24 protein-coding genes are annotated in these 24134 nt (G+C 58.9%); 15 read left to right on the top strand and 9 right to left on the bottom strand.

Translation table 11 applies throughout. The annotated features are described in order from the left end of the window. Positions 1–71 precede the first annotated feature (71 nt). The 11 genes from epd (at position 72) to VRB54_RS22375 (ending at position 7962) form a co-directional block, all read left to right on the top strand. Positions 72–1130, top strand: coding sequence for an erythrose-4-phosphate dehydrogenase (gene epd / locus VRB54_RS22425; RefSeq protein ID WP_338478800.1), 1059 nt, complete (start codon positions 72–74; stop codon positions 1128–1130). A gap of 17 nt (positions 1131–1147) precedes the next feature. After that, positions 1148–2311 (top strand): phosphoglycerate kinase, encoded by a 1164-nt coding sequence (locus tag VRB54_RS22420; protein ID WP_338478799.1) that lies wholly within the window; start codon positions 1148–1150, stop codon positions 2309–2311. Between the two features lie 32 nt (positions 2312–2343). After that, positions 2344–2568 carry a hypothetical protein gene (locus VRB54_RS22415; RefSeq protein WP_338478798.1) on the top strand — a complete coding sequence of 75 codons (225 nt, stop codon included), beginning with the start codon at positions 2344–2346 and terminating at the stop codon, positions 2566–2568. Positions 2569–2615: 47 nt separating this feature from the next. Continuing rightward, the gene (locus VRB54_RS22410; protein WP_338478797.1) at positions 2616–2948 is read left to right on the top strand and encodes an MliC family protein; all 333 of its coding nucleotides are present in this window, start codon (positions 2616–2618) and stop codon (positions 2946–2948) included. A gap of 123 nt (positions 2949–3071) precedes the next feature. Further along, the gene (gene fba, locus VRB54_RS22405) at positions 3072–4136 is read left to right on the top strand and encodes a class II fructose-bisphosphate aldolase (RefSeq protein WP_003234513.1); all 1065 of its coding nucleotides are present in this window, start codon (positions 3072–3074) and stop codon (positions 4134–4136) included. A gap of 216 nt (positions 4137–4352) precedes the next feature. Continuing rightward, positions 4353–4829 carry a hypothetical protein gene (locus tag VRB54_RS22400; protein ID WP_338478796.1) on the top strand — a complete coding sequence of 159 codons (477 nt, stop codon included), beginning with the start codon at positions 4353–4355 and terminating at the stop codon, positions 4827–4829. 377 nt (positions 4830–5206) lie between these two features. Continuing rightward, complete coding sequence (locus tag VRB54_RS22395; protein WP_338478795.1) at positions 5207–5659, top strand: hypothetical protein; 453 nt, start codon at positions 5207–5209, stop codon at positions 5657–5659. 179 nt (positions 5660–5838) lie between these two features. Next, positions 5839–5976, top strand: coding sequence for a hypothetical protein (locus tag VRB54_RS22390; protein WP_338478794.1), 138 nt, complete (start codon positions 5839–5841; stop codon positions 5974–5976). 384 nt (positions 5977–6360) lie between these two features. Next, a complete protein-coding gene (locus tag VRB54_RS22385; RefSeq protein ID WP_422396066.1) occupies positions 6361–6765 on the top strand; it encodes a hypothetical protein in 405 nt (134 codons plus the stop codon). 174 nt (positions 6766–6939) lie between these two features. Then, positions 6940–7398 carry a hypothetical protein gene (locus VRB54_RS22380; RefSeq protein WP_338478792.1) on the top strand — a complete coding sequence of 153 codons (459 nt, stop codon included), beginning with the start codon at positions 6940–6942 and terminating at the stop codon, positions 7396–7398. 111 nt (positions 7399–7509) lie between these two features. Next, positions 7510–7962 carry a hypothetical protein gene (locus VRB54_RS22375; RefSeq protein WP_338478791.1) on the top strand — a complete coding sequence of 151 codons (453 nt, stop codon included), beginning with the start codon at positions 7510–7512 and terminating at the stop codon, positions 7960–7962. A gap of 91 nt (positions 7963–8053) precedes the next feature. On the opposite strand, the gene VRB54_RS22370 is transcribed toward VRB54_RS22375, so the two are convergent. Then, entirely contained in the window at positions 8054–8719 is a 666-nt protein-coding gene (locus VRB54_RS22370) for a polysaccharide lyase family 7 protein (RefSeq protein ID WP_338478790.1), read from the bottom strand. Between the two features lie 307 nt (positions 8720–9026). Here VRB54_RS22370 and VRB54_RS22365 point away from each other — a divergent pair, with 307 nt between their 5' ends. From VRB54_RS22365 to VRB54_RS22355, 3 genes are read left to right on the top strand one after another with little or no spacing between them, the layout of a single operon-like run. Then, positions 9027–11132, top strand: a complete 2106-nt coding sequence (locus VRB54_RS22365; RefSeq protein WP_338478789.1) for a putative bifunctional diguanylate cyclase/phosphodiesterase — start codon at positions 9027–9029, stop codon at positions 11130–11132. A gap of 43 nt (positions 11133–11175) precedes the next feature. Then, entirely contained in the window at positions 11176–11676 is a 501-nt protein-coding gene (locus tag VRB54_RS22360; protein WP_338478788.1) for a M48 family metallopeptidase, read from the top strand. 17 nt (positions 11677–11693) lie between these two features. Next, positions 11694–11990: a winged helix-turn-helix domain-containing protein gene (locus tag VRB54_RS22355; protein WP_338478787.1), complete on the top strand. Its 297-nt coding sequence runs from the start codon at positions 11694–11696 to the stop codon at positions 11988–11990. A 36-nt stretch (positions 11991–12026) separates the two neighbouring features. Here the strand turns inward: VRB54_RS22355 and VRB54_RS22350 are convergent, their stop codons facing one another. Then, positions 12027–12479 carry a GNAT family N-acetyltransferase gene (locus tag VRB54_RS22350; protein WP_338478786.1) on the bottom strand — a complete coding sequence of 151 codons (453 nt, stop codon included), beginning with the start codon at positions 12477–12479 and terminating at the stop codon, positions 12027–12029. A 200-nt stretch (positions 12480–12679) separates the two neighbouring features. Between VRB54_RS22350 and VRB54_RS22345 the strand changes: the two genes are divergently transcribed. Further along, positions 12680–13417 carry a substrate-binding periplasmic protein gene (locus VRB54_RS22345; protein WP_338478785.1) on the top strand — a complete coding sequence of 246 codons (738 nt, stop codon included), beginning with the start codon at positions 12680–12682 and terminating at the stop codon, positions 13415–13417. 94 nt (positions 13418–13511) lie between these two features. On the opposite strand, the gene yccS is transcribed toward VRB54_RS22345, so the two are convergent. The 7 genes from yccS to VRB54_RS22310 form a co-directional block, all read right to left on the bottom strand. Further along, positions 13512–15695 (bottom strand): YccS family putative transporter, encoded by a 2184-nt coding sequence (gene yccS, locus VRB54_RS22340; protein WP_338478784.1) that lies wholly within the window; start codon positions 15693–15695, stop codon positions 13512–13514. A 160-nt stretch (positions 15696–15855) separates the two neighbouring features. After that, positions 15856–17034, bottom strand: coding sequence for an NAD(P)/FAD-dependent oxidoreductase (locus tag VRB54_RS22335; RefSeq protein WP_338478783.1), 1179 nt, complete (start codon positions 17032–17034; stop codon positions 15856–15858). A 160-nt stretch (positions 17035–17194) separates the two neighbouring features. Next, the gene (dbpA, locus tag VRB54_RS22330) at positions 17195–18532 is read right to left on the bottom strand and encodes an ATP-dependent RNA helicase DbpA (RefSeq protein ID WP_256681411.1); all 1338 of its coding nucleotides are present in this window, start codon (positions 18530–18532) and stop codon (positions 17195–17197) included. Between the two features lie 130 nt (positions 18533–18662). Next, on the bottom strand, positions 18663–20090 hold the full coding sequence (gene mdtD, locus VRB54_RS22325; RefSeq protein WP_338478782.1) for a multidrug transporter subunit MdtD: 1428 nt from the start codon (positions 20088–20090) through the stop codon (positions 18663–18665). 35 nt (positions 20091–20125) lie between these two features. Then, positions 20126–21016 carry an alpha/beta hydrolase gene (locus VRB54_RS22320; protein WP_338478781.1) on the bottom strand — a complete coding sequence of 297 codons (891 nt, stop codon included), beginning with the start codon at positions 21014–21016 and terminating at the stop codon, positions 20126–20128. Positions 21017–21235: 219 nt separating this feature from the next. After that, complete coding sequence (locus VRB54_RS22315) at positions 21236–22552, bottom strand: TldD/PmbA family protein (RefSeq protein WP_338478780.1); 1317 nt, start codon at positions 22550–22552, stop codon at positions 21236–21238. Then, positions 22552–23994: a TldD/PmbA family protein gene (locus VRB54_RS22310; protein ID WP_338478779.1), complete on the bottom strand. Its 1443-nt coding sequence runs from the start codon at positions 23992–23994 to the stop codon at positions 22552–22554. Before VRB54_RS22310 ends, VRB54_RS22315 begins: the two co-directional genes overlap by 1 nt. Between the last annotated feature and the right edge of the window lie 140 nt (positions 23995–24134).

Below are 24134 nucleotides of genomic sequence, written 5' to 3'. Positions count from 1 at the left end.
AATGTGGGAGCGGGCTTGCTCGCGAAGGCGGTGGCACATTCACCCCTTCACCCAAGTTGATCGAGAACCCCATGCCCCAACCGCGTCCCTACAAAGTTGCACTCAACGGCTACGGCCGCATTGGTCGTTGCGTCTTGCGTGCGCTGTTCGAACGAGGGGCGGCAGCCGGGTTTGAGATTGTCGCGATCAACGATCTGGCCGACATGGCCAGCATCGAATACCTGACACGCTTTGACTCCACCCACGGCCGCTTTCCCGGCGAAGTGCGGGTTGAAGACGACTGTCTGCATATCAATGGCAACTGCGTGCAGGTATTGCGCAGTGCCACCCCCGAAGGCATCGACTGGAAGGCATTGGGCGTCGACCTGGTGCTGGAATGTTCCGGTGTCTATAACACCCGCGCCGACGGCCAGCGTTTTCTCGACGCCGGCGCGCCGCGTGTGCTGTTTTCCCAACCGATGGCCAGCGAGGCGGATGTCGACGCCACCATTGTCTACGGCATCAACCAGGACTGCCTGACCGGCGCCGAGTTGCTGGTGTCCAACGCGTCCTGTACCACCAACTGCAGCGTGCCGCTGTTGCGCCTGCTGGATCGGTCGATCGGCATCGATTACGTGTCGATTACCACCATTCACTCGGCGATGAACGACCAGCCGGTAATCGATGCCTATCACCATGAAGACCTGCGTCGCACGCGCTCGGCGTTCCAGTCGGTAATCCCGGTGTCCACCGGCCTGGCCCGTGGCATCGAGCGATTGCTGCCGGAACTTGCCGGGCGAATCCAGGCCAAAGCCGTACGGGTGCCGACGGTAAACGTGTCTTGCCTGGACATCACCCTGCAGAGCATCAGCGACACCGATGCGGTGGAGGTCAACCGGATACTGCGCGACGCCGCCACCCGCGGCCCGCTCAAAGGCCTGCTGGCCTATACCGAATTGCCCCACGCCAGTTGTGATTTCAACCACGACCCGCATTCGGCAATCGTCGACGCCAGCCAGACCCGCGTCTCCGGCCCCCGGCTGGTGAACATCCTGGCCTGGTTCGACAACGAATGGGGCTTTGCCAACCGCATGCTCGACGTGGCCCAGCACTACCTGCAAGTGGCTTCACCCCAACAACCTCAACAGTAACTCAGGAACTGCGACCCATGACCGTGTTGAAGATGACCGACCTCGATCTGCAAGGTAAGCGCGTACTGATTCGCGAAGACCTCAACGTCCCCGTCAAGGACGGTGTGGTCACCAGCGATGCGCGAATCCTGGCCTCGCTGCCGACCATCAAGCTGGCTCTGGAAAAAGGCGCGGCCGTGATGGTCTGCTCCCACTTGGGTCGTCCGACCGAAGGTGAGTTCTCGGCTGAAAACAGCCTCAAGCCGGTGGCGCAATACCTGAGCAAGGCCCTGGGCCGTGATGTGCCGCTGGTGGCCGACTACCTGGACGGTGTCGACGTTAAAGCCGGAGACATCGTGCTGTTCGAAAACGTGCGCTTCAACAAGGGCGAGAAAAAGAACAGCGACGAACTGGCCCGGCAATATGCGGCGCTGTGCGACGTGTTCGTGATGGACGCCTTCGGTACTGCTCACCGCGCCGAAGGGTCGACCCACGGCGTGGCCAAGTTCGCCAAGGTTGCCGCTGCTGGCCCGTTGCTGGCCGCTGAACTGGACGCACTGGGCAAGGCCCTGGGCGCGCCTGCACAACCGATGGCCGCTATCGTCGCTGGCTCCAAGGTGTCCACCAAGCTGGATGTACTCAACAGCCTGAGCCAGATCTGCAACCAGTTGATCGTTGGCGGCGGCATTGCCAATACCTTCCTGGCGGCTGCTGGCCACCCGGTGGGCAAGTCGCTGTACGAGCCGGACCTGCTGGACACCGCCCGCGCCATTGCCGCCAAGGTCAGTGTGCCATTGCCGGTCGACGTGGTCGTTGCCAGGGAGTTCGCCGAAAGCGCCGAAGCCACCGTCAAACTCATCGCCGACGTGGCAGATGACGACATGATTCTGGATATCGGCCCGCAAACTGCGGCCAACTTCGCTGAACTGCTGAAGGCGTCCCGGACCATTCTGTGGAACGGCCCGGTCGGCGTATTCGAGTTCGACCAGTTCGGCAATGGCACCCAAGTGCTGGCCAAGGCTATCGCTGAGAGCTCGGCATTCTCCATCGCCGGCGGTGGTGACACCCTGGCGGCCATCGATAAATATGGCGTTGCTGATCAGATCTCCTACATTTCTACCGGTGGCGGCGCGTTCCTCGAATTCGTCGAGGGCAAAGTCCTGCCGGCCGTTGAAGTGCTGGAAACCCGGGCCAAGGGCTGAGGCCTGCCATGATCTGGAAAAGGAGCATTCCCATGATCAAGTCGTTGGCACTGGTGATCGCAGTGGGCCTTCTGGCCGGCTGCGGCAGTACGCCCAGCGCGCCGCCTGCGCCTGAAAAGGCAGCGGCACCGCAGAACAGCTGCTACCAGGCCGACTGGCAGGCCGAGACCATGCCGGTGATCAACAAGCGCATCGGCAATGAACGGCTGGAGAAATACGACGCCGCGCCCAACGGTCAGGAACAGGGTTGCCCTTGACGGGTCTGATCAACTGGCGGCCGTTGGCCGCCCTGCGAGGATTGGCAATGAAAGGCGTTTTCGCCCTGGCGGCACTGGCCCTGTTGGCCGGTTGCAGCAGCATGAACATGTTCAGCAAGGCAGAGCCTGCTGACAAGTGGACTACCTGGACCTGCGACAGCAAGGCCGAGGTCAACTGGCGATTTGCCAATGCGGCCCGCTCCGAAGTGGATGTGCGCCTTGGCGGTTCGGACCAGGTTTATCGCCTCAAGCAAGAGGTTGCAGCCTCGGGTGTGCTGTATAGCGACGGCCAATTGGCGTTTCACACAAAAGGTGAGGAAGGCCTGGTTTACTGGGTCGCCACCGATGATTTGATCGGAAGGGGCTGCAAAGCCAACTGAATCCGACAGCTATAACGATTCAGCAGGCCAGGCTTAACCTCTTGATCTGCAATAACTTGAATAGCAGCCGCCGCTACGGCAGGCTTGCACGATTAACGACCCTCTACCGGGAGAGACAACACAATGGCACTTATCAGCATGCGTCAAATGCTGGACCACGCAGCCGAGTTCGGCTACGGCGTCCCAGCCTTTAACGTCAACAACCTTGAGCAGATGCGCGCCATCATGGAAGCCGCTGACAAGACCGACTCCCCCGTGATCGTCCAGGCTTCGGCCGGTGCCCGCAAATACGCCGGTGCGCCTTTCCTGCGTCACCTGATCCTCGCCGCCATCGAAGAATTTCCGCACATCCCGGTGTGCATGCACCAGGACCATGGCACCAGCCCTGACGTGTGCCAGCGCTCCATCCAACTGGGCTTCAGCTCGGTCATGATGGACGGCTCCCTCGGCGAAGACGGCAAGACCCCCACTGACTACGAGTACAACGTACGCGTCACCCAGCAAACCGTGGCCATGGCTCACGCCTGCGGCGTTTCGGTGGAGGGCGAGCTGGGTTGCCTGGGGTCGCTTGAAACCGGCATGGCCGGCGAAGAAGACGGCATCGGCGCCGAAGGCGTGCTGGATCACAGTCAGATGCTGACCGACCCGGAAGAAGCCGCTGACTTCGTGAAAAAGACCCAGGTCGACGCCCTGGCCATCGCCATCGGCACCAGCCACGGCGCCTACAAGTTCACCAAGCCGCCGACCGGCGACGTACTGGCCATCGACCGCATCAAGGAAATCCACAAGCGCATCCCCAACACCCACCTGGTGATGCACGGTTCTTCCTCTGTGCCCCAGGAGTGGCTGGCGATCATCAACCAGTATGGCGGCGACATCAAAGAAACCTACGGCGTGCCGGTTGAAGAAATTGTCGAAGGCATCAAGCACGGCGTGCGCAAGGTCAACATCGACACCGACCTGCGCCTGGCCTCCACCGGTGCGATGCGTCGCCTGATGGCCACCAACCCGAGCGAGTTCGACCCGCGCAAGTTCTTCGGTGCGACCGTGACGGCGATGCGTGATGTGTGCATTGCGCGTTATGAAGCGTTTGGTACGGCGGGCAATGCTTCGAAGATCAAGCCGATTTCGTTGGAAGCGATGTATCAGCGGTATTTGAAGGGTGAGTTGAACGCTAAGGTGAACTAAGTCTCAGCGATCGATTGAAAAGAAGCCCGCAGCGATGCGGGCTTTTTTGTGTGAAAAATTTGATCAGGCGGCACAGTGACCGCGAGGTGTCTGTTTTAATTAATAAATATATTCACATAGTGTTGAGTGCTCTTTACCTGGGTTGTCAACTGTCAAGGTCGGCAGTTGTTTTCCATGGCAAGGCTTCTATGATCATCGTTCAATAGGCGCCGTTGGATGAGTAATTATGTGAGGTGTATGATGCCATTCAGACATAAATTGCTTTTGATATCGCTTGATGTGTACGGTTCGGATTTTTATACGAATAAACTCGAAGACGGAATGAATTTTGATCCTGAAAACACATTAAGCACTGCAAGCACTCAACCAAGTAACCCTAATGTGACATTTAAGTATTTGGGTGGTATGGGTTTAGTGATGCCCTTCAGTGTATTGCCCGTTGCACCAAAAACGGGTGATGAATGGACTGTTGATATTATAAATGTCACGACGAGTGATCCCGCGGCGGTCTTTAGCTTTACAAAAACGATTGATGCTGGTCGTAATAAGCAGGATGTGCGTGAGTTTTTAAATATGCCATCGATTAAAATACTCGGTGCAGGTGTAATCGAAATTAATTGTTCCTTTAAATCGTATTCTGCTAATGCAATCTATATTTTTCAGCCAATACAAATAAATTTGATATTGTCGTAGTTTTCCATAAAAACCTTGTAAGCGTGAGGCCGGACACGTCCGTTTATTGCAGAAGAGTTTAGTGTGTTTAACGTTTTGATGAGTCCTCATTTAAAATTGATAGATATCCAGTTTTGACCGGTGAGTTGAACACCAAGGTGAACTGAATCTCAGGTGTTTAAAAAGAGGCACGCAGCAATGCGGGCTTTTTTTGGATTTTTATCGAGTGGTATTATGTTGGCGAGCTTACTGTTTTGGTTGTTCAAAGTCAGAATGTATTTGTATATGTCTGTCTAACTGCTTGTCAATTGTGAATGTTGGCAGTTGTTTTGTAAGGTAAGGCTTCTATGATGAGGTTTGAAGCATGTCCGTAGATTAACAAATTTATGAGGTGCGTGATGGCGTTCAGATATAAAATACTTGCGATAGCGCCTGATGCCTACTGTTCACATGGGTTTCAGCATACGATCGAGAATGAAATCGTCTTTTATTCCGAGAAGCCACCACATACTACATACACTAAACCCAATGTAACGTATGAAAAATATGCGTATTCGTATGGCATGAGTTTAGAGTTGCCCTACAGCGCATTGCCCTTTATACCAAAGAGTGGCGACAAGTGGGAAGTTAATATTAAGAATATCCAGACGAATGACTTATCGGCTTTTTTTACGGATTCAAGAGTGGTTAATGCTGAGCGAGTGGTTTCGAGTTTATATATATTCGTATCGGTGCCTAATATGGTTTTGCTTGGCTTGGGTGAAATTGAAATAACTTCTGCTTACACGTCAGTCTCCACTAATACGATCTATCTTCTTCAGGAGAGGCAGGTGCTTCTGGAGTTGCTGTAGTTGGCGCTTCTACGCAGTAAGCGATTCAAGGTTTAGGAGAGGCGCTTTTCATTTTTATCGTTGTGGTTAAAAAAGTTTGATATTTAAAAGCCCAGCAAGCGTATATCGATCTGAGAAAGCCAAATTGATTGCCAGCGGCGTCCTTGACAGCAAATGTATGTAAGACGCCGGGAGGCATAATGAAACCGTTTGGCCCTGGGGGGGCTGGAGGATCAAATTCAGTTGATATCAATGCAGGTAAGATGAATCCCGCAGCGGTTTTTAACGTTAAAGGCACAATTGATGCTGGCAGTAAACAGGATGTGCGTGCTTTTTAAAAATGTCGGCCACTAGAGCGTTGGGCGCAAATATAATTGAAAAAAATTGTAGTTTCAAATTGTATTCTGCTAATGCAGTCTATGTTTTTCATTCGGGAAGTATATATTTAATACTGTTTTGGTTTTTGCTATTCATGAATGGCGAGTCGTAAGTGCTAAGGCTGGGCAAGGTCCGGTTTTGTGCCGTCCTGCAGAATTGGCAAACGTAAATAATCTCGTGATATTGGGAAGTGCCTTGGGTATTCCATTGCCTTTGTAAGTTTAAATCCTCAATGCCTGCAGTAATTTCTATTTTTTCTGACTGTCTTTAAAACGGTGATCTTATCCGGCTTGGGTGGTTTAAGGTAACGGCTGCAATACACCCCATTCAACAAAGGAACATTGATGATGAGATTTATCAAAGCTGCTGGCGCAATCATGGCCTTGCTGGCGATGGGTACGGCTGCGCCCGTATTCGCAAAAAATCAGATATTCACGGCGTCTATCGATAAAGATGGCACTATTACCACGCAATCACCGGAGTGGATAACGGAGGTGAAGTTGACTGCACAGCCCGATTACTTTTCAGATTACAAGGTCAGATTTATCCCCGGTATTTTTAAAGAAAAGCCGCGCTTCTGTGCGGTTTCGGTTACTGACGTCAGTTCCAATGATCACGTTTTCTACGGTCACGCCAAGTTAGGCAGTGTCCCCGCTATAAATTACGTTAACGTTCTGACCCTCATGGTAGGTGATGACAAACCAGCGGGTGATTCGTCTATGGGTTTTATGCTGATGTGCAGTGAATAACATGAGGTAGGCGCAAGCGTGCTTGCGAAGAACTGGCAGACATCGTGGGCCTTGCTGCTTGCAAGGTATGGGGGTGGGATTGTCAACTGTCAAGGTTGACAGTTGTTTTGCATCGCAAGGCTTATATGATCGTTTTCAATAGGCAGGATCCTGGGCCCGTCGCATGTGAGGTGCATGATGCCATTCAGATACAGAGTACTTTCGATTGAGCCTGAGTACTACTATTCGGAATTTTCTCTGGATCCGCTGGAAGATGATGTCGGTTTTGATCATAAAGACCCGTTAAATGTTGCCTACACTAAATATAATAAACCTTATGCGAGGTTTCAATATCAAGGCGGCTTTAATTTAAGGGTGCCCTTCAGTGTGCTGCCCGTTAAACCACAGCCTGGCGATACATGGAACGTGGATATGCAAAATATAACGACGGGCGACCCCTTGGCGGTATTTAACCATATTTCTACGGTGCATCCTGGTACAGCGCCGCAGTATTTTGCCACAGGAGTGAGTATCAGACCCGGGATGTACAAACTCGGGCCCGGCGTTATTGAAGTTGACTCTTACTTCACGTCCATTTCTACCAGTACTATTTATATTTTTCCGACAAGACAGATAACGTTGGTGATGCCATAGTTTTCAGTTGCGTAGCAGTACGAAGGGCACGTGTGGGCGCCTTGCAACTCCGGTACACGTGCCTGACTTTGCACTTGTCATAATTTGATCAACTGCGATGTGAGGTGCGTTATGCCATTTAAATTTAGAGTGCTTTCGATAGAGCCTGATGCCTATTATTCGGACTTTTTTACCGATAAACTTGAGGATCAAGTAGGGTTTGATCCCGCCGATAAATCAAACGTGGCCTACACCCTATATAATAAGCCCTATGCGACGTTTCAATATTATGGCGGCTTTGGTTTGATGGTGCCCGGCAGTGTGTTGCCGGTTAAGCTACAGGCAGGCGATACATGGGAGGTTACTATTGAAAATATAACGACGGGCAGTCCTTCGGCGGTCCTTAATCATTCATATACGGTATTCGCTGGCACTGCACCGGTTGACCTGATGGTAGGTGTGGGTATGCCCTCGATGAGAACCCTCGGGCCGGGGGATATTGAGATTAACTCTACCTTTACATCCATTTCCGCTAATACGGTTTATATTTTTCAGCCAAAACAGATAACGTTGGTGCTGCCATAGTGGTGGGTTTTTTAAGGCTGCACGGCGTGAGCGCCAGATACGTCCGGCGCTCACGCAGGAGCGTGCTTAGCGTCGCAAGGGACGAATCAGGTCACTCGTGATCAATATCCAACTTCGCAAACTTCACCCGCGCGCCTTCCTTGCTGTCGCCGCTGTTGTCCTGCACGTACACTCCCGCCTTGAAGTACAAAGGCTTCGCACCCCATGCCGCGCCGATGCGCTCGTTCCATTGCCCGTCCGCAGCCTCCACGCTCAGCAGCCCGGCCTTGTTGAGATTGATCACGTAGGTAAAGCTCTTGTCCAGCGGCACATTGGTGGCGACGGTGATCACGCGGCTTTCTTCGTCGTCCGGGCGCATGCGCACTTTGGCGACGATGTTGCCGCTCTGGGTTTTTTCCTTGAACTGATATTCCAGCTTGATCAGTGGTTTCTGGCTGTCGTAGGCATGAATCTGGCCGATCACGACCTTGCCGCTGGAAGGCACCTGATTCACTTCCAGGGTCGCGCGCAGGAAGTTGTCGGCGTCGGGGTAGTTCCAGTTGCGCAGGCGGCCGTCGGCGTAGGTTTCGCGCAGTTCGCTGCGGGGGTAGATGGCATTGTCGGTACGCGTGCCGGTTACCGGTGTCCAGAATTGCACGTTGCTGCCTTCAGCCTGAAAGTACTGGTCCTTGAAGCCATTCATCAGCTTGGGGGTGTCGATGGTCGAGGGAGGCGAGCCTACCGGAATGCTCAGGTTCCAGGTGGAAAGGTCGATCATGGTGTTGGCCTTTTAAGGAAAGAGAAGGCTTTAGCCCGAGGGCTCCAGAGTTATTTATAGGCGGAACTCACCAGGTTGTTAATTATTTTGTGGCAAATTTCTGGCGTCAAAGGAATACCAAAAAGCCATGTTCCCGCACCCCGTGGGGTGTAGCGCTCGACCGTTAGTCGGCTTCCCCGGCTTTGGCGCAATGATGGCACCTGCGTCACTTCTGATTTGCAGGTTCCAAGGCTAGAGTGAGGCCTCAGTATTTGTCCGGGTTTTCTGTCGGAAGTGACCGGGTCAGTTCCTAAGGAAGAGACGTAGCATGGAATGCGCTCCACACCACCGCGATGGCAGTTCGGTTCTTCTGGTGGTCGATGATTACCCGGAAAACCTCATCAGCATGCGCGCGCTGTTGCAGCATGACGACTGGCAGGTGATAACCGCCGATTCCGGTGTGCAAGCGCTGGGACTGTTGCTGGAGCATGACGTCGATCTGGTCTTGCTGGACGTGAAGATGCCCGGCATGGACGGCTTTGAAGTCGCTCGCCTGATGCGCGGCAGTCAGCGCACCTGCATGACGCCGATCATCTTCCTGAGTGCCAACGCGCAATCGCCGGCCTCCGTGCTGGAAGGCTATGCCAGCGGTGCCATCGACTACCTGTTCAAGCCCTTCGATCCGCTTATCCTCAAGCCCAAGGTCCAGGCGTTGCTTGACCACCAGCGCAACCGCCGGGCCTTGCAGCGTTTGAGCCATGATCTGGAACTGGCCCGCGCGTTCAACGCCTCGGTGCTCGACAATGCGGCCGAGGGCATCCTGGTGGTCGGCGAGAACGGGGTGATTCAGTACGCCAACCCGGCGATCTCGCGTCTGCTCAACGCCACCACGGATGAGCTGCAGGGCCAGGAGTTTCTGCGCTTCCTGCAAAAACCCCATGTGCCGGCCTGGCTCGATTCGCAGATGTACGCCGGTTACCGCAGCGGCGAAACCTGGCGCCTGCACGATGCGATCCTGCGTACCAGCCGAGGCCAGCAGGTGCCGGTGGCGCTGTCCTGCGCGCGCCTGCCTGTCGAGCAGAAGGCCATGGTGGTGACGGTGCTGGACATGTCCGAAGTGCGTCACCTGCATCAGCAACTGGAGTTCCAGGCCGTGACCGACCCGTTGACCGGGCTGTTGAACCGTCGCGGCTTTCAACAGGCGGTGGACAGTATTCTGCTGCGCGGCGAGCGCAGTGAGGCATCGCTGGTGCTGCTGTACCTGGACCTCGATGGGTTCAAGCGGGTGAACGACTCGTTGGGCCATGATGCCGGTGACCGGGTGCTGCGCTGGGTGTCCGAGCAGATCAAGGCATGCCTGGGCTCGTGCGACCTTCTCGGCCGCATGGGTGGGGATGAATTCACCGCGTTGCTGGAGCTGGAGTTCCCGGAGCAGGCGGCAAAGATCTCAGAGAAGCTGATCGAACGAGTGTCTGTTTGTCATCAGGTTGACGGTTTGGATGTGATGCTTGGGGTCAGCATCGGCATTGCCACGTTTCCCGATTGTGGCTCGGACCTGAACGGCCTGCTGCGCGCGGCCGACATTGCCATGTACGAAGCCAAGCGCGCGGGGCGTCAGCAATATCGCTATTACGACCAGGAAATGAACGGCCGCGCACGCTCGCGCTTGATGCTGGAAGACAGCGTGCGCACGGCAATCCATAACAAGGAATTCACCCTGGTATACCAGCCCCAGGTATCCCTGGACGACAGCCGTTTGCGCGGCGTCGAAGCGCTGTTGCGCTGGCAGCACCCCAGCGTTGGCGACGTACCGCCGGGGCTTTTCCTGCCGCTGTTGGAAGAAGCGCGGCTGATCAGCCAGTTGAGCGCCTGGATTTACCAGCAAGTCGCCTCGCAACGCCAGGCCTGGCAGACCTGTTTCGATGGTGAACTGGTGCTGAGCGTGAGCCTGAGCGCAAGTCAGTTCAATATGCCCAACCTGGCGACCCAGTTGCAGCAGGTGCTTGACCGACATGGGTTGCAGGGCCGTCAGCTGGAGGTGGAAATCAGCGAAGACAGCCTGATGAGCAACCTCGAAGAATCCATCAAACAGCTCAAGCTATTGCGCCGCATCGGTGTACGGATCGCCCTGGACGACTTCGGTTTGGGCAACTGCTCACTCGCCCACCTTCGTGACCTGGCGTTCGATACCCTCAAGCTGGACCCGCAACTGGTCGCCCGGCTGCCGGATTCGGCGCGGGACGCAGCGATGGCCCGCAGCATTATCGAGCTGTGTACGCATTTCGACGTACTGGTGGTGGCCGAGGGCGTGGATACCCAGGCGCAGTCCGATTGGCTCAAGGCCAATGGCTGCCGGTTTATTCAGGGCACATGGGCATCAAAGCCCTTGATGGCCGACGAAGTCGTCGACTGGGCACGCGCTCGGCAACGTTGAATTCGCTACACTGGCGCCCATCCCAAGCCTGTTGCAGACCTCAATGACCACCCTGAAATACCTCCAGGCCTACCCGGCGGCCCTCCAGGAACAAGTTCGCCAACTAATCGCCAGGGACCAGTTGAGCGCCTACCTCGAGCAACGCTACCCCGAGCGCCACGCCGTGCAGAGCGACAAGGCGCTGTATGCGTATGCCCTGGCCTTGAAGCAGGAACACCTGCGTAATGCGCCGGTCATCGACAAGGTGCTGTTCGATAACCGCCTGGATCTCACGCACCGCGCCCTGGGCCTGCACACCACGATTTCCCGGGTGCAGGGGGGCAACCTCAAGTCCAAGAAAGAGATTCGCATCGCCGCGCTGTTCAAGGAAGCGGCGCCGGAGTTTCTGCGCATGATCGTGGTGCACGAGCTGGCGCACTTCAAGGAATCGGACCACAACAAAGCGTTCTACAAACTCTGCGAGTACATGATGCCGGGCTACCATCAGGTGGAATTCGACCTGCGGGTGTACCTCACCTGGCGCGATTTGCAGGGCAAGACTTAAGCACAAGGCGAACGACCATGGACGTGAGCAAGACCAAGAGCAGTTTCTACCGCCGCCTGTATGTGGCCTACCTGATCGACAGCGGACAGGCCAGCAGCGTGCCGGCGTTGACCGAGCTGACGGGCATGCCGCGCCGCACCGCCCAGGACACGATTGCGGCGTTGGCGGATCTGGATATTGTGTGTGAGTTCGAGCAGGAAGACGGCGCCCGCAACCATGCGGGGCAGTATCGGATTCGCAGTTGGGGGGCGATAGACCGTCAGTGGATCAAGGCAAATCTGGCGTCGATCAAGCGGGTGTTGGGGTATCCCTGAAGCTGGCGGTGGTCGGGCTTGCCCCCGATAGCGCCCTCAAGCACGCCGCATACCCCTATGTGGAATCCCATCCTCAATATACTGCTCACCCTCTGCCACAAACCCATACCGCCCGTAATACCCTTGCAAATGCGCCTGGGCCGATAGATAAATCGGTGTGTCCGGCCAGATATGCCCAATCTGCCTGAGTGTCTCTTCCATCATCTGGTGCCCCAACCCCGTACCGCGCGCCGAGGGCGCCACGATCACCCGGCCGATGACCACATCGCCGCCTTGCAGCGCTGGGTCAAGCAGGCGCAGGTAAGCCACCAGTTCATCGCCTTTCCAGGCCATCAGATGATGGGTGTCACCGTCCAGGTCCTGCCCGTCGATGTCCTGATAAACGCACTGCTGCTCAACGATGAAGACTTCGCAACGCAACCGCAGGATGGCGTACAGCTGTTCCTTGCCCAGGTCGGTGTGATGCTTGCAGAGCCAATCCACTGTCATGATGAATGTCCGATAAATGCCTGGTGCCGATAGTAAGCGGGACGAGCGGCTGTGTCTAAATCAGCTATTTTTGTGAGTGACCTCAATTTGCCATCATTGTATGGGTGCACCGCCGGTCAGTTTGTGTAATCTGAGCTACTGTTACAGCCTCAGGATTGCCCTGCGCCAGGGCCACCGCCTGCCTGCCAAGGATTTTGAGCATGCCGCGATTCTCTCGTGCCGTTGCTTTATTTGGAGCGTTGTTGCTGGCCCAGCCCGTGTACGCGCAGCGTTTGCGCCTGACTGCAGATGCGTGGCCGCCGTTTACCGATGCCACGCTGGTCAACGGCGGCCTGGCCACCGATATCGTCACGACTGCCCTGGCCCGCGCCGGCTACGCCAGTGACTTCGAGCAGGTGCCCTGGGCCCGTGCACTCAAGGGCGTAGGCGATGGACGTTATGACGTGCTGATCAACGCCTGGTATGACGAGGCGCGCACGCAGTTGGGGGAGTTTTCCGCCGAGTACCTGCTCAATCGCGTGCGATTCATCAAGCGCCGCGAAGACCCCATCGAGTTCGAGAACCTGGCGCAACTGCACGAGGCGCCCATCGCGGTGGTGCGCGGCTATGCGTATTCGGCGGCGTTCGATGCCGACACACAGTTGCAGAAGATCCCGGTGCACAACTTCGCGATGGCTGTGCGCATGTTGGCGGCCGAGCGTGTGCGACTGACGGTGGAGGATGAATACGTGGCGCGCTTTTACCTGGCGCGTGAGTCGGCGCGGGTGCGCAATGCGGTGGAGTTTCTGCCCAGACCGTTGAGTGAAAACAGCCTGCATATCCTGGTGAGTCTGAAGAACCCCGAGCATGCGCAGATTGTGGCGGGGTTTGATCGCGAGATTGCCAGGATGAAGGCTGATGGCAGTTATGCGCGGTTGATGAAACAGCACGGGATGTAATGTTCTTGAGGGCCAATCGGGAGCAAGCCCCCTCCCACATTTGAAAGGTATTCACACATCAAACTATGGGAGGGGGCTTGCTCCCGATAGCGATTCAAGCCGCGCGGGTATCCTTGATCAAATGCGCCGCCAACGTGCGCAACGGCCCCAACTGCCGGCAAATCAACGCCAACTGCGTCTGCACCAGCCGCTGCCCTTCATCGATTTCATCCGGCATCTGCTCAAGCTGCGCCGCCAGGGCTTCCTCTGCATCGCTTTGAATCGCAATCGGTTGCTTGTTGGCCAGGCCGCTGGCGATTTCATCGATGCTCGCCGCGAGGCTGTCGCCCGCACCGTCGATCAACTGCTCGCGCGTCTGCGGCGGCAATTGCGTGTCGCGGTGTGCGCCCAGCCCTGACAAATAGCTGAGCAGGGTGTGCGACAGCACCAGAAAGCGGAAGCCCACGTCGGCTTCCTTACGAAAGTGCCCCGGCTCCATCAGCATGTTGGCCAGGGTAGTGGACAGCGCCGCGTCGGCGTTGTGCGCGTTGCGTCGGGCCAGGCGGTAGGCCAGGTCGTCGCTCTTGCCGGCGGCGTATTGCTGCATGATCTGGCGCAGGTAGATGCTGTTGCAGGTCAGGGTGTTGGCCAGCACTTTGTTCAGGCGCCGCCCCTGCCAGTCCGGCAGAAACAGGAACACCGCCAGGCCCGCGATCAGGCTGCCCAGCAAAGTATCGAACAGCCGTGGCAGAAACAGCCCGTAGCCATCGCCCACCTGGTTGAAGCAAAACAGCACCATCAGCGTGATGGCGGCCGTGGCCAGGGTGTAGCGGGTGGTGCGGTTGATAAAGAACACCAGGCCGGCGGCGATGGCGAACATCGACTGCACCAGGGGGCTTGGAAACAGGTCGAACAGCGCCCAGGCCACTGTGAGGCCGATGGCCGTGCCGATGATCCGCTGGCCGAGCTTGCGCCGCGTCGCGCCGTAGTTGGGTTGGCAAACGAACAGCGTGGTGAGGATGATCCAGTAACCCTGGGACGCGTGAATGGCATGCAGGGTGGCGTAGCCGATGGTCAGCGCCAGAGACAGGCGCAACGCATGCCGAAACAGCAGCGATGTCGGCGTGAGCTGGGTGCGCAGGCGTGTCCACATTTCCCTGAGGTTGCGCGGCGCACGGTCCAGAAGGTTGCTGTCGGTGGCGTCGGCCAGGGCGTCAGGGTTGCTGGCGTCGCCGAGCAGGCGGTCGAGGGTCGACAGGTTGGCCGCCAGGGCCCGCAGCGAACGCAGCAGGCCGCGCCAGGCCGGATTGCTCTGCAGGCGCAGGTGTTCCAGCGAGGCGTTCAGGTCGCCGAGGGCCTCGGCGAAGCTGTCGTCATAGATGAACGGCTGGCGCAACTGGATCGACTCGCCGAGCGCCTGGCAGGCCTTGCCCTGCTGACGCAACAGGCGCTGGCAGCGGAACAGCACATCACTGTGGAAGAACGCCTCGGCCAGCGCGTTATACGGGTAGTGGGACGAACTGGCGCGTTCGTGGATGTCCTGGGCGAGAAAGTACAGCTTGAGGTAACGACTGACCTTCGAGCCCGGTCGACCATTGCCCACGCGGTGCAGGATAATTTCCTTCGCGGCGTTCAGCGCGGCGACCACCCGGCCATTCTGCTGCGCCAGTTCCAGGCGGCGAGCCTCCACATCCAGCTGGCGGATCGGTTCGAACAGCGACGACTTGAGCTTGAGATAGCGGCCCAACTCACGAAACAACCGCGCCAGGCTTTGCTGCACCGGCTGATTGGAAAACAGCGCCTGCCACAGCACCGACAGCACGCCGTACCAGGCCGCGCCGGCCACCAGCAGCAGCGGCTCGTGCCAGAAGTCGGTGACCGCGCCGCCGCGCTGGTCCACGCCGATCATGGTGTACACCGACAGAATCAGCGTGGCCGAAGCAATCGCGCCATAGCGTTCGCCCAGCGCGCCGAGCATCGTCAGGCAAAACGTCGCCAGGGCCAGAGATAGGGCAAAAAACCAGGGGTAGGGGAACAGCAGCTCCACCGACAGCGCGGCGATGCTGAAACACACCAGCGTCACCGCCAGGGCGTTGAGGCGGCCTTGCCAACTGTCATCGGTCTCGACCAGGGCGCTGGCGATGATCCCCAGGAACAGCGGGATCAGTAGCGCCATTTCATTCTGATACCAGCACAGCGCCATGCTGCCGGTGAGGGCGATGAACACCCGAATGCTGTAGCTGAATTTATCCAGCGCCCACAGGCGCCTAAGGGAGTGCTTGAACGAGGTCGATGACATGAAGTCGGGCGTCTTCCGGAGCGATGTCGCTAAATTGAGCCAGTAATGACGCCACGGCAAGGGCGGTGATCACATCAGAGGGCAAAATATCTCTCTGGCACACCACAAACCAAATGTGGGAGGGAGCAAGCCCCCTCCCACATTTTATCGAGTACATCCTTCAGGCGTACTGCGCCGCCGCATAACCCGACGCCCAGGCCCACTGGAAGTTGAACCCGCCCAGATGCCCGGTCACGTCCAGCACTTCACCAATAAAGTACAGGCCGGGGCTTTTCAGGGATTCCATGGTCTTGGACGACACTTCCCGCGTATCCACCCCGCCCAGCGTCACCTCGGCGGTGCGATAGCCTTCGGTGCCCGCCGGTACCAATTGCCAGTTGCCCAGCTTGTTGGCGATGTCGGCAATTTCGGCATGGGTGTACTGCTTCATCGGCTTGGACGCAAACCAGGTGTCCGCCAGCAGGTTGGCCATCTTTTTCGTGAAGATTTCGCCCAGCAGGGTTTTCAGCTCGCTGTTGGGACGCTCGGCCTGTTGCTGTTGCAGCCAGATGTGCGCGTCATGATCAGGCAGCAGGTTGATCTCTACCGTGTCGCCCGATTCCCAGTACGAGGAAATCTGCAGAATCGCCGGCCCGCTCAGGCCCCGATGGGTAAAAAGGATGTTCTCGCGAAAACTCTGGCCGTTGCAGCTGACCAGGCAATCCACCGATGTACCGGACAGCTCGCCGCACAGTTCCTTGAGCTGGTCGGTGATGGTGAACGGCACCAGCCCGGCACGGGTTGGCAGCAGTTCGTGGCCAAACTGTCTGGCTACCTGATAGCCAAAGCCGGTGGCGCCGAGGGTCGGGATCGACAGGCCGCCAGTGGCGATCACCAGGGATTCGCAGTGCAGCTCACCCAGGGTGGTCTGCAAGCGATAGCCGTTGTCGACCCTGGCTATGGTTTCGATCGAGGTATCCAGGTGCAGGCTCACACCGGTCTGGATGCATTCGTCGAGCAGCATGCCGAGGATGTCGCTGGACTTGTTGTCGCAGAACAGCTGGCCGAGTTTTTTCTCGTGGTACGGCACGCCGTGCTTGGCCACCAGCGCAATGAAATCCCACTGGGTGTAGCGCGCCAGGGCAGACTTGCAGAAGTGTGCGTTGTGCGAGAGGAAGTTGGCAGGCTCGGTGTACATATTGGTGAAGTTGCAGCGGCCACCGCCGGACATCAGGATCTTTTTGCCGGCCTTGTTCGCGTGGTCGATCAGCATCACCTTGCGCCCGCGTCCGGCGGCGGTCAGTGCGCACATCAAGCCTGCGGCGCCGGCGCCAATGATCACAACTTCGGTCGAGCGCACAGCCATGTCCTCATACAAATATTCATCTGAAATGTAATCAAAACTGTGGGAGGGTGCTTGCCCCCGATAGCGGTGTATCAGTGACAGATGGACTGACTGACACACCGCCATCGGGGGCAAGCCCCCTCCCACATTTGGATCTCTGTATAGCTTGAGATTTTTACAGGATCCGCACGCGCAACGAACGGCCCTTGATCTTGCCGTCGTTCAAGCGCTGCAGCGCCTGTTTGGCGATGCCGCGTTCCACGGCCACGAAGGCCTGGAAATCGAAGATCGCGATCTTGCCGACCTGGGCACCGGGGATACCCGCGTCACCGGTCAACGCGCCAAGGATGTCGCCTGGACGCACTTTGTCCTTGCGCCCTGCGGCGATGCACAGGGTGCTCATCTGCGGCAGCAACGGACCCCCGCTTTGCGGCTTGAGGTTGTCCAGTTGGTCCCAGTTCAGCGGCGACTTCTGCAGTTGCTCGATAGCCTGGGCACGGTGCGCTTCGGACGGCGCCACCAGGCTGATGGCGATGCCGGTCTCACCGGCGCGGCCGGTACGGCCCACGCGGTGGATATGGATTTCCGAGTCGCGGGCCAGTTCGACGTTGATCACCATGTCCAGCGCGTCGATGTCCAGGCCGCGCGCGGCCACGTCGGTGGCGACCAGCACCGAGGTGCTGCGGTTGGCGAACATCGCCAGCACCTGGTCACGGTCGCGCTGTTCCAGGTCGCCGTGCAGGCCGACCGCGGAAATACCCTTGGCGGTCAGGTGATCCACGGTTTCCTGCACCTGCTGCTTGGTAAAGCAGAACGCCACGCACGACGCGGGGCGGAAGTGCGCCAGCACCTTGGTTACGGCGTCCATGCGTTCTTCCGGGGAGATCTCGTAGAAACGCTGCTCGATCTGGTCATCGGAGTGGAACGCTTCGGCTTTCACCTGTTGCGGCGCGCGCATGAACTTGGACGCCAGCTGCTTGATGCTCACCGGGTAAGTGGCCGAAAACAGCAGGGTCTGGCGGCGTGGCGGAGTCTTGCTGATGATGTCTTCGATGGCGTCGTAGAAGCCCATGTCGAGCATGCGGTCGGCTTCGTCGAGGATCAGCGTGTTCAGGCCGTCCAGTACCAGCGAACCCTTGCGCAGGTGTTGCTGGATGCGCCCCGGCGTGCCGACGATGACGTGGGCGCCGTGCTCGAGGGAGGCGATCTGCGGGCCGAGGGACACACCGCCGCACAGGGTCAGCACCTTGATGTTGTCTTCGGCGCGGGCCAGGCGGCGGATTTCCTTGGCGACCTGGTCGGCCAGCTCACGGGTGGGGCACATCACCAGCGCCTGGCAGCCGAAGTAGCGTGGGTTGATCGGGTTCAGCAGGCCGATGCCGAAGGCGGCGGTCTTGCCGCTGCCGGTCTTGGCCTGGGCAATCAGGTCCAGCCCCTTGAGGATCACCGGCAAGCTTTGCGCCTGGATCTGCGTCATCTCGACGTAACCCAGCGAGTCGAGGTTAGCCAGCATGGCGGCGGACAGGGGCAAAGTATTAAAAGCGGTGGCGATGGTAGTCACGGGACTGGCTCTGCAAAACAAAATGTCGCGCAGTGTAGCAGCCCTGTGAAATTTTCCCCGCAAGTTCTAGACGAGACGCCCGTCAGTGCTCGAGATCGTGTTCGCGGTTGATCGCCCGTTTGCCGTCGCTTGGCGACAACTGCAGGAAGATCGCCGCTGCCAGCATCGCCATGATGCCCACCGTGAGGAAGGTCAGCTGGAACGCGCCAAGCACCGTGTTCACGCCATCGTTGCCGGCGTCGGCGGTGAACCCGCCGAGCAGCGCACCGGCGCAGGCCACGCCCAGGCTCAGGGACAATTGCGCGACCACTGACAGCAAACTGTTGCCGCTGCTGGCCTGGGCGTCATCGAGGTCGATCAGGGTGACGGTATTCATCGCGGTAAATTGAAACGAGTTGATCGCCCCCAGCACCGCCAGCATGGCCAGCAGCAGCGGGTAGGGCGTCTGCTCGCTGACCAGGCCCATGCTCGCCAGCATCAGGCCCAGCGCCAGGGTGTTGCCGGTGAGCACCACGCGATAACCCAGGCGTTCGATCAGCGGCCGCGCGATGGACTTGGCGAACATTGCTGCCGCCGCCAGGGGCAGCATGCTCATGCCGGCCTGGGACGGTGAATAACCCAGCGCCACCTGCAGCAGCAGCGGCACCAGAAAGGGCAGGGCGCCGCTGCCCAGGCGTGAGAACAGGTTGCCGAGAATGCCCACGGCAAAGGTGCGGGTCTTGAACAGCACCGGCGAAAACAGCGGGTTCTCGATATGCCCGGCGCGCAGCCAGTACGCCGCCAGGCAGGCCAGCCCGCCGAACAGCAGCAGCATCACGCGCAGGTGCGGCAGGTGCAGTTCGCCCAGGCCCTCCATGGCGATGGTGATCAGCACCATCGCCGCGCCAAACAGCACAAAGCCCATGCCGTCAAAGCGCGTGCGCTCGCTGCCGCGCAGGTCGGGGATGAATTTCCACACGGCGAAGCAGCCGATAATGCCTACCGGCAGGTTGATCAGAAAGATCCAGTGCCAGGTCACGTACTGCACCATCCAGCCGCCCATGGTCGGGCCGAGCAGCGGGCCGAGCAGGCCGGGAATCGTGATGAACCCCATGATCCGCACCAGCTCGGAGCGCGGGTAGGCGCGCAGCACCACCAGCCGGCCGACCGGCAGCATCAGCGCGCCGCCCAGGCCCTGCACGACCCGCGCGCCCACCAGCATGCTCAGGCTGCTGGACAGCGCGCACAGCAGCGAGCCGATGCTGAACAGCATGATTGCGCCGAAGAAGATTTTTTTGGTGCCGAAGCGGTCGGCGATCCAGCCCGACGCGGGGATCAGCAAGGCGACGGTGAGCATGTAGGCGATCACTACCCCTTGCATGCGCAGCGGATTTTCCGCGAGGTCCTGGGCCATGGCCGGCAGGGCCGTGTTGAGAATCGTCCCGTCCAGCGACTGCATGAAGAAGGCAATCGCCACTACCCAGGGCAGCCAGCGAGCGGTCTTGGCATCGAGAGGAGCGCGGATCGGCATGGCAGTCCTTTGGTTAGCTGGCTATGTATCGCCGATTATGCGCCATCCGCCGTACGTTTTCCCATTGGCGGTTCGTCTAATTCCGACAGCGTCGCGTGTTTGCCGACCAAAAAGTCCAACAGCGCCCGGTGCACTGCTGCCGCCGCCTCGCGGGACTCCAGGTCGAGCAGGTGGCCGGTGTGTTCGGCCACGGCAAAGCTGCTGCCTCCCACATATTGCTTGAATAAACGGGCATCGGCGGCCGGCGTGTAGGCGTCCAGCGCGCCGTTGAGAAAGTGCACCGGCGTTTCGATCTGGCGCAGCGCCGGCAGGTAGTTGCCATCGCCCAGCGCCAGCACCTGGTGGATATGAAAACGCGCCTGGCGGTACTCGGTAGTGGCCATGTTTGAAAGGTGGCGGTGGTTGTTGCGCTTGAGTCGCGGCGACAGGTACTGGCCGACCGTCTCGTTGAGCAGATGGCCGACGGCGGACTTGTCATCGGCTTCGATCAGCACGCGCACGCGTTCCACGTAGTCGAGCATTACGGGATTGAGGTTGGGCGCCAGGGCCATCACCACCGAGCTTTCGATGGACGGCGGGTTATGGGCCAGGGTCAGCAGCGTGGAGATGCCGCCCCAGGACGCCGACACCAGATGGTTGACCGCGAAGCGCTCCACCAGCGCACACAGGATGTGCACCTCGTCGTCCTTGGTCACCAGGTCGAGGTCGGTGTTGTGTTCGCGCGAGTAACCGGAGAACGGCAGGTCGAACAGCAGCACATTGAAATGTTCGGCCAGGCACTTGCTGGTGCGCGCAAAGGAGCGCGTGGTGGACAGCGCGCCATTGACCATCAGCACGGTTTTCTTCTGCGGGTCGTTGCCCAGTTGCTCTACGTGAATGTTGTAATGCTTGAACAGCTTCTCTATGACGAAACTTCCATGATTCATCGTCGCACTTCCTGTGGGATGGCGGTCTGCCACTAACCGTTATAGCGAGCTTTTCAGCAGGCGACAACAGGCTGCACGGGGAGTAATGCAAGTTCGGAAGGAGATGTCAGAAGCAATGCAGGACACTGTGGGAGGGGGCTTGCTGCCGATGGCGGTGTGTCAGTCACCGCATGCATGACTGATACGCCACCATCGGCAGCAAGCCCCCTTCCCCAGGGATTAGAGGGTCAGGGTGAGGCGGTTGACCAGCGCGCCCGGAAGCAGATTGGACGCGGTATTGCGCTGGCCGTAGGTGCTCGGCGACAACAGCAATTCCCGCTCTGCCGTGAGCGCTTCCAGCTGCGAGCCGAGCAGGCTGTAGACGCTGTCATCAAAGCGCATGGTGCTGACCGGCGCCTTGATTTCACCGTTCTCCACCCAGAACGTGGCGAAGCGCGTCATGCCGGTGAGGCGGGCGGCCGGCAGGTCGGAGTAGTTCAGGTACCACAGGTTGCTGATGTACAGCCCGGTGCCCAGTTGCTTGAGGATATCGGCCTGGGCGAGCGTGCCCGCCGCCATCTGCAGGGCGCTGGGGGATTCATCACTGCTGGCGCCGTTGGCGGGCAGGCCGTATTCGGCGGCGCTGCGCGAATTCACCAACTGGTCGCAGGCATCACCGGCCTTGATCAACGTGACATCGCCGCGCGGGTAGCCCTCGGTGGAAAACGCCTGGCTCAGCGAGCCACTGATCTGCTCGGTGACGGTCACCAATGGGCTCAACGGCTGCTCACCGGCATAGAGCTTTTGCAGCGAGCTGCCTTTGCTGGCGATGGCCTGGGCCGAAAAACCGCCCCAGGTGATGATGCTGATGACTTCTTCCAGCGCTGCCGGTGCCAGGTAGGCGCGGTATTGCCCGGGTGGCAGCGGGTGCAGCGGGCGACCGAGGAACGCCAACTGCGCGCGCGCCTGCTGCAGGCGCGCGGCGAATTCGGCGCTGTCCCACGTGTGCCCGGCGTAGCTGGCCTTTACTGCTTCACCGTTGGCGTGGAACAGGCTGAAGTCGAAGTTGAAACTATTGGCCTGATGCCAGCCGAACGCGCCGTTCGAACTGGCAAAGCCACGGCTGATCGGGCCTGCGGCGTAGAAACCGACCAGGTCAACGTCGGCTGCGGCCTGGCTGATTTCATCCAGCACACGGGCCAGGTCCGGCAGCGGTCTTGCTTGTTCATTGTGGCTTTGCCAAGGCTCCTGATTGAGCAGCAGGTAAGGATCCTGTGGCAGCAACGGCAAGGTCTCGCGCAACTGCTGCATGCCATCGGCGAGGCGCTGGCGATCCAGGGCTGGCGAGCCGGCCAGGGTGATGCCGAGGTCGGCATGCCGGCCATCACTGATCAGCTTGAGGTTCAGGCTGGCCTGCTGCACATGCCCGGCCTGGCGTACCCTGGCGTGGTTGAATCGCACGAATTCGGACGACTCGGCCGCGTAGCCCAAGTGAAATTGTTCGTTGTCGGTGACGGCTTGCTGGAGCCACTGCACCAATGCCTTGAAATCGTTCATCAGGCATCTCCCCCAAATACATCCACGTTGCTGAACACACAGGCCGGCGACGCATGGCCGACGCGGATCACCTGGTTGGGCTCGCCCTTGCCGCAGTTGGGCGTGCCCAATACCTGGAACGTGCTGGCGTCGCCCACCGCGCTGAGGTTGCGCCAGAACTGCGCAGAAATGGCCCGGTAGTTGGGGTTTTTCACCACGCCCTTGAGTTCGCCGTTTTCAATCAACTGGCCCCATTCGCAACCGAACTGGAATTTGTTGCGTGCATCGTCGATGGACCAGGAGCGGTTGGTCGACATCAGAATGCCGTGCTCGATGGCGCCAATCATCTGCGCCAGGCTCTGGTTGCCCGCCTCGATGTTCAGGTTGGCCATGCGGTCGATGGGCGGACGGTTCCAACCGCTGGCGCGGCTATTGGCCACGCCTGCCAGGCCTGAGCGAAATTGCGACAAGGCACCGCCCAAAGGCTTGAGCAACAGCCCTTCGCGGATCAGGAATTGTTTGCTGGCGCGGGTGCCGTCATCGTCATGGTGATAGCTGGCCAGTTGCTCGGGGATGTCCGGGTCGAAGGTCACGTTGAGCAACGGCGAGCCGTATTGCAGATGACCGAAGTCGCTGGCCTTGACGAAACTGGTGCCGGCGTAATTGCGCTCATCCCCCAGGATACGGTCGAGTTCCAGCGGGTGACCGATGGACTCGTGGATCTGCAGGATCATTTGGTCGGGCATCAACAGCAGGTCGCGCGGGCCCTGGGGCGTGTTCGGCGCGAGCAGCAGTTGCAGCGCCTGATCGGCGACGCGTGGCGCAGCGCCGATCAGGCCGAAGCGGCTGATCACATCGAAGCCACCCTGCTGGCCGAAGTTGCTGCCGCCCAGGGTACGGGTCTGGCTGTCGTGGCCATCAAAGGCGGTGACGTTGACGCCGGGGAACACAAAGCGCTGGGCCTGGCGCAGTTCGGCGCCGGCACTGTTGAGGTAGATCTGCTCGACGTGGGTGAGGCCCAGGCTTACGTCCCAGCTCACCAGGCGCTCGTCCCTGGGCACGGCGGCGGATTCATCGCCCAGCAATTGGTAGCAGTCGCTGAGGGACGGGAAGGCGTGTTCGAGGTTGGGCGACAAATAATCAGCCACGTCGCTGGACACCGGCTGCTGGTGCAGGTCGAGCAAGGCATGGGGTTTGATCTGGCGGGCTTGCTGTTCGGCGCGCTCGAGGGCGGCTTGCAGGCCGGCGAGGGAGATGTCGTTGGTCGCGGCGTAGGCTTGCACGCCGTTGAGACGCACGGTGAGCATGGCGCCTTCGTCGTGGCTGAGGTGCGGCGGCTCGGCCACGTTCTTGCGCACCGATAGGTACTGACCGGATTCGCGCACGTAGCGCAGAGAAAAGAAGTCGGCGGTGGTGCGCAGGGCGTTGAAGTGCTGTTTGAGTGTGACGTGGTGGTCGAACATGGGGCCTTCCTTGTGGGCGGCTCAGCGCGGGCAGGCGAACAGAGTAGGCCTGGGCCGGTGAGCTGATCAAGGAAAGGCAGTTCTTTGTGGCAGGTGCACCGTTGTGGCGAGCGGGCTTGCCCCGCGTTGGAGTGCAAAGC

It is taken from the genome of Pseudomonas trivialis, from assembly GCF_036864995.1.
GTDB lineage: Bacteria > Pseudomonadota > Gammaproteobacteria > Pseudomonadales > Pseudomonadaceae > Aquipseudomonas > Aquipseudomonas trivialis.
This window is presented reverse-complemented; position numbering and strand designations above follow the sequence as displayed.